The 14,641-nt window shown below is 71.6% G+C and carries 13 protein-coding genes and 2 pseudogenes; 6 read left to right on the top strand and 9 right to left on the bottom strand.

The features are described from left to right. Window positions 1-5: 5 nt before the first annotated feature. Window positions 6-242, bottom strand: coding sequence for a Scr1 family TA system antitoxin-like transcriptional regulator (locus ACWY4P_RS38645; protein WP_456205232.1), 237 nt, complete (start codon window positions 240-242; stop codon window positions 6-8). A 49-nt stretch (window positions 243-291) separates the two neighbouring features. Further along, window positions 292-663: pseudogene (locus tag ACWY4P_RS38640) on the bottom strand (Scr1 family TA system antitoxin-like transcriptional regulator); the annotation flags it as partial. A 141-nt stretch (window positions 664-804) separates the two neighbouring features. Between ACWY4P_RS38640 and ACWY4P_RS38635 the strand changes: the two are divergent. Then, window positions 805-963, top strand: a complete 159-nt coding sequence (locus ACWY4P_RS38635) for a hypothetical protein (protein WP_456205231.1) — start codon at window positions 805-807, stop codon at window positions 961-963. Between the two features lie 744 nt (window positions 964-1,707). After that, window positions 1,708-1,857, top strand: coding sequence for a hypothetical protein (locus ACWY4P_RS38630; protein WP_456205230.1), 150 nt, complete (start codon window positions 1,708-1,710; stop codon window positions 1,855-1,857). A 62-nt stretch (window positions 1,858-1,919) separates the two neighbouring features. On the opposite strand, the gene ACWY4P_RS38625 is transcribed toward ACWY4P_RS38630, so the two are convergent. The 3 genes and pseudogenes from ACWY4P_RS38625 to ACWY4P_RS38615 all read right to left on the bottom strand — a co-directional run bounded on the left by ACWY4P_RS38625 (window position 1,920) and on the right by ACWY4P_RS38615 (window position 4,180). After that, the gene (locus ACWY4P_RS38625; RefSeq protein ID WP_456205228.1) at window positions 1,920-3,218 is read right to left on the bottom strand and encodes a hypothetical protein; all 1,299 of its coding nucleotides are present in this window, start codon (window positions 3,216-3,218) and stop codon (window positions 1,920-1,922) included. A 105-nt stretch (window positions 3,219-3,323) separates the two neighbouring features. Next, window positions 3,324-3,902, bottom strand: coding sequence for a TetR/AcrR family transcriptional regulator (locus ACWY4P_RS38620; protein WP_456205227.1), 579 nt, complete (start codon window positions 3,900-3,902; stop codon window positions 3,324-3,326). A gap of 31 nt (window positions 3,903-3,933) precedes the next feature. Next, a pseudogene (locus ACWY4P_RS38615) lies at window positions 3,934-4,180 on the bottom strand (hypothetical protein). Between the two features lie 72 nt (window positions 4,181-4,252). On the opposite strand from ACWY4P_RS38615, the gene ACWY4P_RS38610 reads away from it, so the two are divergent. Then, entirely contained in the window at window positions 4,253-5,266 is a 1,014-nt protein-coding gene (locus ACWY4P_RS38610; RefSeq protein ID WP_456205225.1) for a LysR family transcriptional regulator, read from the top strand. A 49-nt stretch (window positions 5,267-5,315) separates the two neighbouring features. Then, window positions 5,316-6,041: an IPT/TIG domain-containing protein gene (locus ACWY4P_RS38605; protein WP_456205224.1), complete on the top strand. Its 726-nt coding sequence runs from the start codon at window positions 5,316-5,318 to the stop codon at window positions 6,039-6,041. Between the two features lie 24 nt (window positions 6,042-6,065). On the opposite strand, the gene ACWY4P_RS38600 is transcribed toward ACWY4P_RS38605, so the two are convergent. Together ACWY4P_RS38600 and ACWY4P_RS38595 are read right to left on the bottom strand one after the other, a co-directional pair. Beyond that, a complete protein-coding gene (locus tag ACWY4P_RS38600; protein WP_456205223.1) occupies window positions 6,066-6,554 on the bottom strand; it encodes a pyridoxamine 5'-phosphate oxidase family protein in 489 nt (162 codons plus the stop codon). After that, window positions 6,545-7,954: an MFS transporter gene (locus ACWY4P_RS38595; protein WP_456213199.1), complete on the bottom strand. Its 1,410-nt coding sequence runs from the start codon at window positions 7,952-7,954 to the stop codon at window positions 6,545-6,547. The genes ACWY4P_RS38600 and ACWY4P_RS38595 overlap by 10 nt, the downstream gene beginning before the upstream one ends. A 186-nt stretch (window positions 7,955-8,140) precedes the next feature. On the opposite strand from ACWY4P_RS38595, the gene ACWY4P_RS38590 reads away from it, so the two are divergent. Both ACWY4P_RS38590 and ACWY4P_RS38585 read left to right on the top strand, forming a co-directional pair. Next, window positions 8,141-8,620, top strand: coding sequence for a winged helix-turn-helix transcriptional regulator (locus tag ACWY4P_RS38590; RefSeq protein WP_456205222.1), 480 nt, complete (start codon window positions 8,141-8,143; stop codon window positions 8,618-8,620). A 172-nt stretch (window positions 8,621-8,792) separates the two neighbouring features. Beyond that, entirely contained in the window at window positions 8,793-10,082 is a 1,290-nt protein-coding gene (locus ACWY4P_RS38585) for a cytochrome P450 (RefSeq protein WP_456205221.1), read from the top strand. A gap of 27 nt (window positions 10,083-10,109) precedes the next feature. On the opposite strand, the gene ACWY4P_RS38580 is transcribed toward ACWY4P_RS38585, so the two are convergent. Both ACWY4P_RS38580 and ACWY4P_RS38575 read right to left on the bottom strand, forming a co-directional pair. After that, complete coding sequence (locus ACWY4P_RS38580; protein ID WP_456205219.1) at window positions 10,110-11,183, bottom strand: ketoacyl-ACP synthase III family protein; 1,074 nt, start codon at window positions 11,181-11,183, stop codon at window positions 10,110-10,112. 184 nt (window positions 11,184-11,367) lie between these two features. Continuing rightward, a complete protein-coding gene (locus tag ACWY4P_RS38575) occupies window positions 11,368-14,625 on the bottom strand; it encodes a bifunctional [glutamine synthetase] adenylyltransferase/[glutamine synthetase]-adenylyl-L-tyrosine phosphorylase (protein ID WP_456205218.1) in 3,258 nt (1,085 codons plus the stop codon). Between the last annotated feature and the right edge of the window lie 16 nt (window positions 14,626-14,641).

Here is a 14,641-nt window from a genome sequence, read left to right as displayed (position 1 = left end):
TCCCTTCACAGTACGTACAGCAAGTGCTGGATGAGCTGGAGCGAGTCTCGCTTCGTATGGCACTCGCGCCCAGCCCGAAGCGCAATCGGCGACAGCGCCACCGCACTCAGATGCTCGAAGGCGGCGTTGTACTGGGCAAGGTGCTCCCGGTCGCCGAGGAAGACGGACGAGACCGGATGCTCTACGTAGACGGTACTCAGCTCTGGCACCCGGCCGTCCAGGATGCCGGTGCTGCGCTCCATCGAGCAATACCTGCTGCCGCCGCAGTCGGAACTCGACAGCCCTGTCGACCACTTCAGGGCTGTTTGGCCGATTGCTCTCGAAGAGGCTATGCATGTAGTCCGGGGTCTGGAGCAGACCGGGCACGTACATCCACTGGAACGAACGGTGTGTCGCAGCGCCCTCCTCCAACTCCGCGAGGTCGAAGGCTCGGGCGTCATGGGTCTCCTTGTAGGCCGACCACCAGCCCCGCCCCGTGGCGCGACTCATCTCGCACAGCCCATCGACCAAGGGATGGCTTGTGCAACCGTATACGTCAGCAAGCGCCCGCAGCTTCTCCTCGGGGATGGCCGTTCGCCCCGTCTCGATGTGACTCATGTGCGCCCGCCCCAACCCCACGCGGGCACCCGCTTCCGTCGCGGACAGCCCACTCGCCTCGCGCAACTTCCGCAGCTCTTCGCCCAGCCGTCGTTGCCGTTGGGTCGGGTTGGCCCGTAGCCCCGTCGCGCGGCACCCGTCACCCTCTACGCCGAGTGGGGCGCCCTCGGCGCACTCCGCGTCCTCGTCACCGACGACGCGCCCGGCGTGCCTTCACCACGCGCCCTCGCCAGGGCCACGACGGACGCCGAAAACGGCCGGGGCCTGTTCCTCATCGACAGCTGCGCCGCCGACTGGGGCGTCTGCCACCATAGCCCCGGCCCAGGAAAGGCGGTGTGGTTCCAGGTGGGCGGCGCGGGCACATGACGAACGCCACGCCACCTCGGACGAGACCACCGAACCCTGGAACGGTGGGGCCACCGGACACACTCATAGACATACGGGTGCGGGTGCGCTCCACTGCGCTGCGCGTTTGGCTGCGCTGCGCGTTTGGCTGCGCTGCGCGTTTGGCTGCCCGGTCAGTCCAGCGGTGCGCTCGGCCGGGGGCGCGGGAACACGACGAACGGGTCAACGCCGCTGGACGGCATGGTCCGGTCGCCGAGTGCGGGCATCGTCTCGCGCCTTCGGCGCAGAGCGGCCAGCAGCGGGAAGGGGGAGGGGGCGGAGGCATCGTCGCCGTCCAGCCCAACGGGCCCTCACCGGCCGGCGTGCGGCGGACGGGCGGACGGCGGTGGATGGTCGCTCGGAGCGGTGGACGCCGGTCCGGTTCGGGCCTCCCCCCACCCCCTCTCAAAAAACACTTGCTCTGCATCAAGCGTTTTTCTGAGAGGGGGTGGGGGAGAGCCGATCCCGCCCGCCGGTGCCCGCTCTCCGTCGTGCTCCCGCGCCCCCGGCCGAGCGCACCGCTGGACTGACCGGGCAGCCACCGCGCGGCAGCAGTCGTGGTGGAGCGCAGCGGAGCCTGTCCTGAGCCCAACCGTCCGCTGGGCCGAGGAATTGGGGCACCGGGCCGGCGTCCCCCTTCTCCCCTCCTGCTGGCGCTTTGGACCCGGAGGGTCCGAGACGAAACCCGCACCCGCGAGGCCGACGACGAGTCAAGCTGCGTGCACCGTGAGCGTCTGCACCATGGGCGTCACCCTCCAGCGCACCACCAAAGCCCTCGCCGCCGGAGAAGACATCGTCGGCGGCTGGTACCTCACCGGAAGCCTGATCTGCAGCCCTCACCACCTACGCCCCGAGATCTCCTGCCCGCAGCGCTAGGGCCAGGAACGGGCACGGGCCGTGCGGATGAGGTCTCCACGACGGTCAGAAACCATTGCCTATCAGCTTTCCTGGTGTGCTTCGCGGCGGATGTCGATCACGAGGCCGCTCGGTCCGTTCCTGGCCGCGGTCACCGGACCGGCGCGATGGCCGGCACGGCGCAGGACGACGTTGTCCGGGTAGAGCCGGCCGAGCAGTGCCAGAACGACGGTGTTGTGCTGAGCGGTGGCGTCCACGGTGACGTCGCCGCCCTCCGTCCACACCAACCCGAGTGCGCGCAGTACGGCCCACACCTCCGCGGTTAGGGCGTCACCGGATGCCTCGGCATGTGTCGTGAGGTCCTGGCGGTGGGCGAAGCGGTGGCCGCGCAGGGCCTGGCCGAGGTCGACGCGGGCGGTGGCGCCATTGGGGGGCACGTGGGTCACTTCGATGCGGGCGGTGCGGGTCCCATCGACGACCGGATCGGCCACGATACGGCCGGTGATCGGCCCCGGTGTTCCGGTGGCGGGCGGCAGGTGCTCGATGAGCGTGCGGGGTGCGGTGTAGTAGTCCTGTACCTCGGCGACGTACGTGGCGGTGTCTCCGGCGGCGGGGTCGGGGCGCCAGGTCAGCAGGTGTCGGGGCGCGGCGAGGGGTGGCGTGTCGACGACGGCGGGCAGGACGGTGCCGCCGTCGTGGTCGAAGCCGTAGCCGTCGGGGCCGCAGGCGCCGGTGACGGTGTGGCGGGCGAAGTCCACGATGCTGGTGTGCCGGATCTGGCGGACCAGGAGTTCGGTGAGGAAGCGGTCGCGGGCCGGTTCGGTGTGCCGCAGTCCGGTCGGGGTGACGAGGAGCGGGACGTCCTGCCAGTTGGTGAAGGGCAGCAGGGCGTCGCGCAGCAGGACCATCTGGTGCAGCCACTCGTTGTAGAGCTGCATCGTGACGGGGCCGCCGCGGCGCCCCATGAGCAGATCGGTCGCGGGGTGGGTGAGCAGGTGGCCGTAGCAGTGGCTGCGGACGACGAGCGGGCCCGCGGGCAGCGGTGTCCGGTGGGTGAGCAGCCGGTCCAGGGCCTCGGTCGCCCAGGAGGCGATCTCTCGGCCGATGGTCTCGGCCTGTGCGGCCAGTTCGCGGGTCGCCGAGGCGGCGTCGGGGCCGATGGCCAGCGGCAGCGAGGTCTCCCGGGTGCCGAGGCCGAGCGTCGCGTGGATCTGCGCGTCGAGTACCTCGCGGTCGACGCTCTGCAGGGCATCGATGACGCCCTGCAGCAGCGGCTCGGCGCCGGTGAAGAACTCGCGGGCGGTCATGGTGCCCGCCGCCGGGAAGGTGTTCCATCGGCTGCCGCCGAGGGCGGGAGTGGTCGAAGTCCGCGAGGGGGGCATGGGTCCTCCGGTGTCGATGAGGCAGTGGTGGGTGTCGGCGTCTGCGTTCCGCGTGGGCGACGAGGTTTTCTGGATCAGTCGATACAGATTGCGGGCATGAAAAAGTCAGTCGAGGGTGGCCAGCGCGACCTCCACAAGGGGTTCGAGGGCACGCGGGTCCGGTGTGATCTTCGAGGAGACAAGCAGCCCGTTGAGGAAGGTCACGAGGAAGGCGGCGAGGATGTGCGGGTCGTGCCGCGCCGAGATCTCACCCCGCTCCGCCGCCACGCGCAGCACTTCGGCGAGCGCGTCCTGACTGACACCCAGCACGTCACGCACGGTACGCCGGGTCGCCGCGTCCTCCGGCACCCGCTCGCAGGCGGCATTGATCAACAGGCAGCCCCGGCCGTCGTGTTCGACGGCGATCCGGACCCGCTCGACCAGCATCGCGCGGATCGCCGACCGGGCGTCCGCCCTCTCGTCGAGGCTGCGCAGCGCGGCCGCCGCGAACGTGGTGCGGTAGTGCTCCAGCGCGGCCCGGTACAGGCCGTCCTTGTCGCCGAACGCGGCGTACAGGGACCCCTGCCCGATCCCGAGGTGCCGGGTCAGGTCGCGCACCGAGGTCCCCTCGTATCCGCGCGCCCAGAACAGCTCCATCGCGCGGCTCACCGCCGCCTCGGTGTCGAACTCCCGGGTCCTTGCCATACGCCCACCATAATCTATCTGGATCGAACGCTCAAGAAAGAGCCGCGCCGACCACAGTGCGCGTGGTGGCCCGCCGCGCGTACACCTCTATCTCGATCTTCATACGGGGGTCGGGGAGGAGATAGCGCACCCGCACCACGTCGTCCGAGATGGTCATGGTGGCGTAGTCGAACCCGGTCGTCCCGGACACATGCACCCAGTCGCCGTCGACCACGGCCCGGGCATAGCCGATCCGCTCCTCAAAGGTCGAGCCACAGGATCGCGCGTCGCTCTGTCATTCGCCGAACGCTAGGTGACCAGGGTAAATACGTCCAATAAGGCAGCGGGCTTGGGATGATATCTCTAGGCGTATGGAACGCCCCGAACTCCCCCTGCCGCAGCTGCACGCCTTCGTCGTGCTCGCCGAGGAACTCCACTTCGGCCATGCCGCCGCGCGCCTGGGTATCGCCCAGCCGCCGCTGAGCCAACAGATCGCCCGCCTGGAGGGCAAGGTCGGCCACGCGCTGTTCAGCCGCAAGCCAGGGGGCGTGGCCCTCACCTCCGCGGGCCGCGAACTGCTGCCCGCCGCCCAGCGCGCCCTCGCCGAGCTCGCGGACGGGCTGGCCGCGGCCCGGGCCGTCGGCAGCGGCCGGGTCGGCCGGCTGCGGATCGGCTTCGCCGCGTCGCTCGCCCTGACGGTCCTGCCCGGCCTGCTGCGTCGGTTCCGGGAACGGTTCCCCGACGTGCGTCTGGACATCCGTGAGATGACCAGCGCGCCGCAGATCGCCGCCCTGCATGACAAGACCATCGACATCGGCCTGCTGCGCGAGCCCGCCGCCGACGAACCGGGGCTCGGTTTCCAGACCGTCCTGACCGAGCCGTTCGTGGCCGTCCTGCCGACCTCACATCCACGCGCCGCCCAACGGAGCGTTCCGGTCGCACAGTTGGCGGACTCCCCTTTCGTGCTGCTGCCCCGCGAGGTCGGCCCGCAGCTCTATGACCAGATCACCGGTCTGTGCACGGCAGCGGGCTTCACCCCCGAGGTGGTCCAGCACGCGGTGGAATGGCAGACCGTCTGCGCTCTGGTGGAAGCCGGTCTGGGGGTGTCGCTGGCCCCGGCGAGCATCCGACGCATCCGTCTCAAAGGCGTCGTCTTCCGCAGGATCGAGCCCGGCACCGCCCGCACCCGGGTCGCGGTCGCCTGGCGCAAGGACGACCGAAGCCCTCTGGTCGCACACCTGCTGACAGCTGTCAGCCAGCAGGCCGGGACGCCCGAGCCGGGGCTTGCGCGCTCCTCCATTGGAGTGAATTCCCCTGCGGGCCACTTGGCCGGGACCGGGGATCTTGAGCTACTGGAGTACACCGAAACTCGTGTCCGGCTCTGAGCCGTTCGTTCGATGCGCGGACAAGTGCATGCGTACGAGGAGGAAGTCCATGCCCTTATCACCGAGCAACGGATCCACTGGCGGGGGCGACACGGTGACCATCACGGGCACCGACCTCGGCGGCGCCACCGCGGTGCGCTTCGGCCCGCGGCAGGCGGCCATCACCGGCAACACGGCCACCGCGGTGACGGTCGTCTCCCCGGCGGGCTCGGGCGTGGTCCCGGTGAGTGTGACCACGGCGGGAGGCCCGAGCGCTCCGGAGCCGTTCTTCTACATCCCCCCGCCCGTCGTCACCGACATCAGTCCGTCGTCCGGGCCGCTCACGGGCGGCGGCACCCTCGTCATCACGGGCCGCTGTCTGCTCACCGCCACAGCGGTGAGCATCGGCGGCTCGTCCGTAGTGCCGACCGTCGTGTCCGACAGCGAGTTGCACGTCACCGCCCCGGCGCACGCGGCGGGCGTCGCCACCGTGGCCGTCACGACCAGGGGTGGGGTCGCGGGCACCGCCTCTTTCACCTATGTCGCCGCGCCGAACGTCACCGGCTTCACTCCGCTCACCGGGCTGACCACCGGGGGCGAGACCGTCACCATCACCGGCACCGGTCTGCAGACCACGACCGATGTGACGTTCGGCGGCGTCCCGGCCGCGTTCGGCGTCATCTCCGACACGACGGTCGCCGCCATCACGCCCGCCCATGCCCTGGGCGCCGTCGCCGTCGCCGTCACCACCACCGGGGGGAGCAGCACCGCTCCGGCCACCTACCTCTACCAGTGACGGCCGGGAGCGCACCGACGGTCTCTACGCGCCGCCTTCGGCGGCCCAGATCTTGCTGCGCAAATCCCTTCCGCGCAGCACCTGCACCCGCCACGGCTCGATGCGCAACACGTGGTACTCCGGGTCTGTCGGTCCGCCGCGCCAGTATCCGCGAGGGTCGTAGCCGACCCCGGGTGGGCTGCCCTTGCGGTAGAGCTCCCAGGCGTAGCGCTTGGTGGGCTCGTCCTCGACCCAGGTGGAGACGCTGTCGATGAACACGGCGTTCTGGCGAGGGCTCCAGTACGAGTAGGTGGTGTGCGGATTGTTCGCCAAGTGGGCCGACTTCACCGGTGTCCTGTAGGCGGCGAGCCAGCCGACGGGGCGGCCGTCCACGAGCTCCCAGATGGGGAGGAGTACGCGGGCCCGGGGGCGGTTCTTCTTGTCGACGGTGATCATGGTCGCGTACGCGATGTCGCTGACGTACTGGAAGAACTCGCCCTCCACGTCGGAGAAAAAGCTGACCTTCAGCGCCATGTCGCCACCGCCTCGTCGCAGGCGCGGCCCCGGCCACGGCCACGGCCGCGGAGGCCGAACGCGCTGATGAGCGCGGCCAGGGCGGCCGCGATGAGCGGGACGAGCAGGGCGGCGTGGTAGCCGTCGAGCAGGGCCTGAGGGGATCCGCTGTCGCCCGTGGCGGCGACGTTGACGGCGGTGACCGTGGACAGGCCGAGGGCGGCGCCGAACTGGAAGGAGGTGTAGAGGAGGCCTCCGGCAAGGCCCTGCTCCTCCTCCTTGACGCCTTCGGTCGCGACGATGGTGAGCGGGCCGTACGCCAGGGAGAAGGCCAGGCCGAGGGTGATGAAGCTGGGGAACATCGCCGCGTACGTCCAGTCCTCGCCGACCGGCAGGAACAGGGCGTACGACAGCACGGCCAGCACCAGACCCCCGAAGATGACCCGGGCGTTGCCGAAGCGGTTGACGAGTCTGGGGGTGAGCGTGGGTGAGAGCGCGGCGTCGATGCCGATCACCAGGAGCGCGAGGCTGGTCTCGACCGTGGACCAGCCTCGCAGCTCCCGCAGATACAGCACGGCGATGAACTGGAAGCCGAAGAAACCGCCCGAGAAGAACAGCGCGGAGAGGTTCGCGCGTACCAGGGGGCCGCTACGGAAGATCCCCAGCCGCACCAGCGGGGCGGCCGCCCGGCGTTCGGTGAGCAGGAAGACGGTGAGGAGTACGAGGCCGGCGGCGAGGGTGCCGAGCGTCTGGCCCACGCTGGTGTGGGCGGCGCGTTCGACGGCGAGGACGAGAAGCACGATCGCACCGGTCACGGTGAGCGCCCCGAGCAGATCGACACGCTGTCCGGTGCGGTCGGGCCGTTCGGACTTGGGGACGAGGGCCAGCGCGGCGACCAGGATGAGGAACGACAGGACAACGGGCGCGAAGAACACCCAGCGCCAGTCGGCCGAGGTCAGCAGCCCTCCGACGACCAGGCCGATGGAGAAGCCTCCGGCCGCGGTGCCGGAGTAGACGAGGAGGGCCTTGTCTCGCTGCGGCCCCTCCTCAAAGCTGGTCGTGATGATGGACAGTCCGGCCGGGGTCATGAACGCGGCCGCGACCCCCGTCACAAAGCGGGCGACGATGAGCGTCGGTCCGTCGTCGGCGAAGCCGCCCAGGCCGGAGAAGAGCAGGAACACGGTGAGCCACAACAGGAACATCTGTCGGCGGCCGAAGAGGTCCGCCGCTCTTCCGCCCAGCAGCATGAACCCGCCGTAACCCACGACGTACGCGCTCATCACCCACTGCAGCTCACCGGTGGACATCCCCAGGTCGGCGCGGATCGACGGCAGGGCCACATTGAGCATGGCCACATCGATGCCCTCCAGGAAGATCGCTCCGCACAGCACAAAGAGCACTCCCAAGGCGCGCCCGTTCAAGCGGGGGGCGCCGGACTCCGGGACGGTCTCCTGCGGTGGTGACGTGGACGACGTGGACACAGCACAGCTCCTTGAAGCAGGAAGAAAGAGAGGAGGAAGGAAGAGGGGACGCGTCGCGAGCGGTTACCGGGACGCCTGTCGGTTCCCTCTTGTTACTGCCTCGATCCTGATGCACCCTGAACGACCATGGAAGAAGGCACTTTGAAGTCACCGAGTCACTGCACGGGAACCGAGAACGACCCCCGCCAGTGGGACACCCGAGAGGGCTGCGAGGTCCGTCAGATCCTCGACCGCGTGGCCGACAAGTGGTCGCTGCTCGTCATCGCCCTGCTCGACCGCCGCACCCTGCGCTTCACCGAACTGCGGCGCGAGATCGACGGCATCAGCCAGCGCATGCTCACCGTGACGCTGCGCCACCTGGAGCGCGACGGGCTGGTGCGCCGTACGGTGCACCCGGTCGTCCCGCCGCGCGTGGACTACCAGCTCACTTCGCTCGGCGCGACGCTGCACGACACCATCCAGGCGCTCGTCACCTGGACCGAGGACCACCAGGACGAGATCGCCACCGCGCGCACCGAGTACGACCAGCGCGAGGCCAAGACGGAAACGACGACCGGAGCCGAAAGCCCAAGCGAGGGCGCGCAGTTGGCGGTGGGCGGGGCCTGAGCCGGTCCCCATACGCGTACGCGTATCGGATGCGCGGGGGGCTCCGATCGTTGTCGACCGCCGCTCAGGACGGAACGGGCAGAGGACAAGGGTTCGCCAAGCACTCCGGCCCCCTGTCCGCCATCGGCGGTGAACCGCACCCGCCGCTCCCAGGTCAGCTCTTGGAGGGAAAATGGATGCCCCACGCGCCGTCCACGCCGGTGAGAAGCGCTATGACCCCGTGGACCTGTCGTCCCTGGCCTTCTGGTCGCAGACCGCCGAGGAGCGGGAGCGGTCCTTCGCCCTGCTGCGCGCCGAGCGGCCGGTGTCCTGGCACCGGCCGGTGGAGGGGAGGCTGCTGCCGGACCCGGACGACACGGGCTTTTGGGCCGTCGTCCGGCATGAGGACATCATGGCGGTCAGCCGCCGCGCCGATCTGTTCGCCTCGTCCGCCGGTGTGCTGCTCGAGAACATCCCCGAGGGTCTGGTCGAAGGCTCCCAGTCCCTGCTCGCCATGGACCCGCCCCGGCACACCAAGATCAGACGGCTGGTCAGCGGCGCCTTCACCCCGCGGCACATCCTTGGGATGCGACAGCGGATCGAGGCCCACGCGCGGCGGATCGTCGGCGAGTTGGCCCGCCGCCCCGACGGCAGGGCCGACTTCATGCGGGACTGCGCATCGCTGCTGCCCATGCGCGTGATCTCCGATGTGATGGGCATCCCCCGCGAATGGCAGGACACCGTGGCCGCGACGGTCTCCCAGAGCATCAGCGGCAGCGGCACGGACGGGGAGGGCGGGGACGAGCAGGGCCCTCTGGAGCTTCTGATCGAGGGCCATCGCAGACTGCGCGCCATGGCGCTGAATCTGGCCGGGTTACGGCGTGGCCGCCCGGCTCCGGACCTGATGACCGTCCTGGTCCAGGCCGAGGTCGACGGGGACCGGCTGACCGACGACGACATCGCCGACTTCTTCCTGCTGCTGTGCCTGGCGGGCAACGACAGTACGACGCAGACCATCGGCCACGGGCTCAGACTGCTCACCGACCTGCCCGAGCAACGCGCCTGGCTGCTGGCCGACCTCGACGGCCGGATCGGCTCCGCCGTGGAGGAGATCCTGCGCTACGCCACACCGGTGCTGACCTTCCGCCGTACGGTGGTGGCCCCCACCCGGCTCGGCGGCCGGCACATCCCGGCCGGGGACAAGGTGGTGATGTTCTACGCCTCGGGCAACCGCGACGCGGCCGTCTTCCGCGAACCGGGACGTTTTGACCTCGCCCGCGATCCCAACCCCCATCTGTCCTTCGGCGGTGGCGGTGCGCACTACTGCCTGGCCGCCCAGCTCGCCAGGGCGCAGCTGAGGATCCTCTTCCGGGAACTGCTGCAGGTGCTGCCCGATATCGAGGCGGGTGAGCCCGAGTTTCTGACCGGGACGTCCATCCACGGAATGACGCGGCTCCCCTGCCATTTCACACCGCGGGGCTGAGACACGACAGCGCGGTCGCCGTCGCGATCAATGCCTCCCGTCGGCGGCCGCGTCCGGTATCCGGGCGTGGCGTCCGGGTGCCCACGACGGGAGCGCGGTGACCTCCACCACGGCCGCCGCGAGGCCCAGGCCGGGGCCTGATCCCACCAGCAGGAGGCGGTCGCCGGGGCCGATCTCCTGGGCCATGAGCAGATGCTCGACGGAGGCCAGCTGGTCGCCGGCCATGATGTGGCCCACCCGGCGGCCGAAGCCCCAGGACGACTGCTCCAGGGTGAGGCCCAGGGAGGACGTCCACGCGTCGGTCATTTCCCGGCTCGTATGGGGGGTGACGAGGCGGCTCATGTCCTCGGCGCCGACGCCTGCCTCGTCGAGGGTTGTGGCCAACAGTTCACGCTGGGCCTCCATCATCCTCTGCTTCCAGCCCTTCGGCCAGTCGCCGCCGGCGTGGAACTCCTCCCGCCTGGCCCGGAGGTCGAGCGGTACTGGCCGGGCCGTGCCGGACGGATCCAGCGGCTGAGTGCCGCGGTGCAATGCCTCGAGTTCCGGCACGGCCCTGGAGTTGACGGAGAGCAGCCTGGCGAAGCCGGCGGACCGGGTGAGGACCAGCGCCGAGGCGCCGTCGGCGAGGAAGTAGCCCGGGCTCGACTGCCAGCGGTCCACCAGAGGTGAGCCCATGTTGTCGGCCGCGACGATCAGTGCCGCCTCGCTGCCGCCGCCCCGCAGATGTGCCGCTGCCAGCTCAAGCGCCCCGAAGACGCCGTTGCATCCCTGCCGGACGCCCACCGCCAGCAGTGCGCCGCCGACCGCCTCACGCATGACATAGGACTGCGGAAGCCAGCCGTCGGGGCCGCAGCGGTAGACGTCGGCGTAGAGCAGCAGCCCCAGCTCGGAGGTGTCGCCGCCCCAGCGCCCCAACGCCGTGCGGACCGCGCGGACGGCCATCTCCGGTGCCGGAGTGTCGCCCGCGACGGCCGCTCCGAGCAGACCGGACCGCTCCGCTTCCTCGGCGTCCAGCCGGCCCTGCCGAACGGCCTCGGTCACGCTCACGCTGTCGGGCAGATACGTCCCGACCGCGGCGATACACACACCCGATGTCCGCATATACGCTCCTTCGCCCTCGGTTCGGATCGGCGACGCGAAGGCACCTGTCCGTGCATTCGGGTGAGGCATTTCTCCGCGCGGCGCCCATTGCTTCATATGCCGGCCCGGAAGAGGGGTGGTCGCTTCCGACTCGAGGGCAGGGCGTACTGCGGACCGGAGCGGTCTGTGTGCAGGCGGTGTGACCTCAGCCCTCGTAGTCGTAGAACAGCCGGTCCACCACCGCCCGCGCCCGCCGCGTCGTGCGGCGGTAGTCGTCGAGCATCTGGCCGACCATGCCGGGGCCGTAGCCCAGGTAGCGGGAGACCGCCGCCAGTTCGCGGCTGTCGCCGGGGAAGGTGTCGCCGGGGCGGCCGCGGACCAGCATGATGCCGTTGCGGGCGCGGGTGGCCAGCACCCAGGCCTCGTCCAGGGTCTGCGCGTCCTCCGCGCCGATCAGTTCGGCGGCGTGGGCGGCGGCCAGGGCCTCGCGGGTGCGGGTGGTGCGCAGGCCCGGTTCGGCCCAGCCGTGGCGCATCTGGAGCAGCTGCACCGTCCACTCGACGTCGGACAGGCCGCCGCGGCCCAGCTTGGTGTGGGTGGTGGGGTCGGCGCCGCGGGGCAGGCGTTCGGATTCCATCCGGGCCTTGAGCCGCCGGATCTCGCGGACCGCGTCCTCGCCGAGGCCCTCGGCGGGGTAGCGCAGCGGGTCGATCAGCTCGATGAAGCGGGCGCCCAGGTCGGGGTCGCCCGCGACCGGCTCGGCACGCAGCAGCGCCTGGCTCTCCCAGACCAGCGACCAGCGCCGGTAGTAGGCGGCGTACGAGGCGAGGGTGCGCACCAGCGGGCCGGACTTGCCCTCCGGTCGCAGGTCGGCGTCGATGGCCAGCGGCGGGTCGACGGTGGGCAGCTGGAGCAGCCGCCGCATCTCGTTGGCCACGGCGAACGCGGCGCGCGAGGCTTCCTGTTCGTCCACGCCCTCGCGCGGCTCGTGGACGAACAGCACGTCGGCGTCCGAGCCGTAGCCCAGCTCGTGGCCACCGAACCGGCCCATCCCGATGACCGCGAAGCGGGTGGGCAGCTGGTCGCCCCACTTCCCGCGCACCGCGGCGCGCAGCGCGCCCGCGATCGTCGCGGCGTTGAGGTCGGAGACGGCGTCCCCGACCAGGTCGACCAGCGCGGGCGGGTCCAGCGGCGGCTCGCCCGCCCCCGGAACGCCCTTGGCCGCCGCGGCGGCATGGGCGGCCCCGGCCGGCTTCGCCGCCCCGGCGGGGCGGAGGGGGCCCGGGGTGCCCGGCCCGGTGGCGGGGGGCCGCGCGCCGCCGGGGGCCGCGAGCGCCCCGGCGCCCGCCGCCCCCGCGCCGCCGGGCGGCGGAAGGCTCACCGACGGCTGTGCGGCGCCGTTCGCCAGGCGCGCGCTCTCGATGATGTCGGCGGCCGCGGTACGGAACAGCTCGCGCCGCCGCACCCCGCGCGCCGCCGCGACCGCCGCCTCCGCGCCGTCGGCGCGGCCGACCGCCGCGAGGGTCTCCTGCTCCAGGTGGGCCCGGCCGCGCGGCCGCAGCCCCTCCGGGTCGCCGAGCAGGGCGACCGCCTCGGGGGCGCGCAGCAGCAGGTCGGGGGCGAGCCGCCCGGCGGACAGCACCCGCGCCAGATTCTCCGCGGCGGCGCCCTCGTCGCGCAGCAGCCGCAGATACCAGGGCGTCTTGCCCAGGGCGTCGGAGACCTTCCGGAAGCCCAACAGCCCGGCGTCCGGGTCGGCGGAATCGGCGAACCAGCCCAGCAGCACGGGCAGCAGCGTACGCTGAATCGCCGCTTTACGGGTCACACCGGACGCCAGCGCCTCCAGATGTCGTAGCGCGGCCGCCGGATCGGCGTAGCCGAGGGCCTCCAGGCGCTGGCCCGCGGCCTTGGAGCTGAGCCGGGTCTCGCCGGGCTCCAGTTGGGCGACCGCGTCCAGCAGCGGCCGGTAGAAGAGCTTCTCGTGCAGCCGCCGGACCTCGCGCGCGTGGCGCCGCCACGCCGCGCCTAGCTCGGCCACCGGCTCCGTACGGAAGCCGAGGGAACGGCCGAGCCGCCGCAGGTCGGCCTCGTCCTCGGGCACCAGATGGGTGCGGCGCAGCCGGTACAGCTGGATGCGGTGCTCCATGGAGCGCAGAAAGCGGTACGCGGCGTCCAGCGCGGCGGTGTCGGAGCGCCCCACGTAGCCGCCCGCGGCCAGTGCCGCGAGCGCGTCGAGCGTGGTGCCGCTGCGCAGCGTCTCGTCGGACCGCCCGTGGACCAACTGAAGCAGCTGAACGGCGAATTCGACGTCGCGCAGACCTCCGGGGCCGAGCTTGAGCTCGCGGTCTATCTCGGCGACGGGGATGTTCTCGACGACGCGGCGGCGCATCTGCTGCACGTCGGGGACGAAGTTCTCGCGCTCGACGGCCTGCCACACCATGGGCGCGAGGGCGTCCACGTACGCCCGGCCGAGCTCGGCGTCGCCCGCGACCGGCCGGGCCTTGAGCAGCGCCTGGAACTCCCAGGTCTTGGCCCACCGCTGGTAGTACGCCAGATGGCTGGAGAGGGTGCGCACCAGCGGCCCGTTGCGGCCCTCGGGGCGGAGGTTGGCGTCGACCGGCCAGATGCTGCCCTCGACGGTGGCCTCGGAGCAGATCCGCATCAGCCGGGAGGCGAGCCGGGTCGCGGCCCGCACCGCCTGGCCCTCCTCGACGCCTACAGCTCCTTCGGGGGCTTCTGCCACAAAGATGACGTCCACGTCGGAGACGTAGTTGAGCTCCCGGCCGCCGCACTTGCCCATGCCGATCACGGCGAGCCGGCAGGCGGCGGCGTCCTCGGGCTGCTCCTCGGCGGCGATCTCCAGCGCGGCGCGCAGCGTGGCGGTCGCCAGGTCGGCCAGCTCGGCGGCCGCCTGGGCCACGTCGGTGGTGCCGCACACATCGCGGGCGGCGATGGCCAGCAGCGCGCGGCGGTAGGCGATGCGCAGCGCGTCGGGCCGGGGCCGGCCCGCCCCGGGCGGGCCCCAGATGCCCTCGGCCAGGGCCCGCTCGAACTCGGGGGTGGTCGGGTGCAGATCCACCGACTCGTACGTCACCAGGGCCTGCCAGTCCCCCGGGTGCCGGGCGAGGTGGTCGCCCAGCGCCTCGGACGCGCCGAGCACCCCGAGCAGCCGGTCGCGCAGCGGCTTGGCGGTGACGAGGGTGTCCAGCAGCGCCTGCCGCGAGCCGACGGCCGGACCGCCCGCCGCCCCGCCGTCCGGCAGCGCCTCGACGAGCCGTACGAGCCCGCGCAGGGTCAGGTCGGGGTCCGCGGTCGCGCCCAGCGCCTCCAGCAGCACCGGGTCGCTCCGTACGGCGGACAGCTCGGGCACGTCCAGCAGCCGCTGGGCCGCGGAGGGGTCGGTGAAGCCGTGCCGCAGCAGCCGGGTGAAGTTGCTGCTTCTGCGTCCCTGCGGTACGGACATGCCGCCGCCTCCCGTG

Source organism: Streptomyces sp. LZ34 (assembly GCF_053890475.1).
The sequence above is the reverse complement of the archived record's forward strand: the minus strand, read 5'-3'. Positions and strand labels throughout refer to the sequence as shown.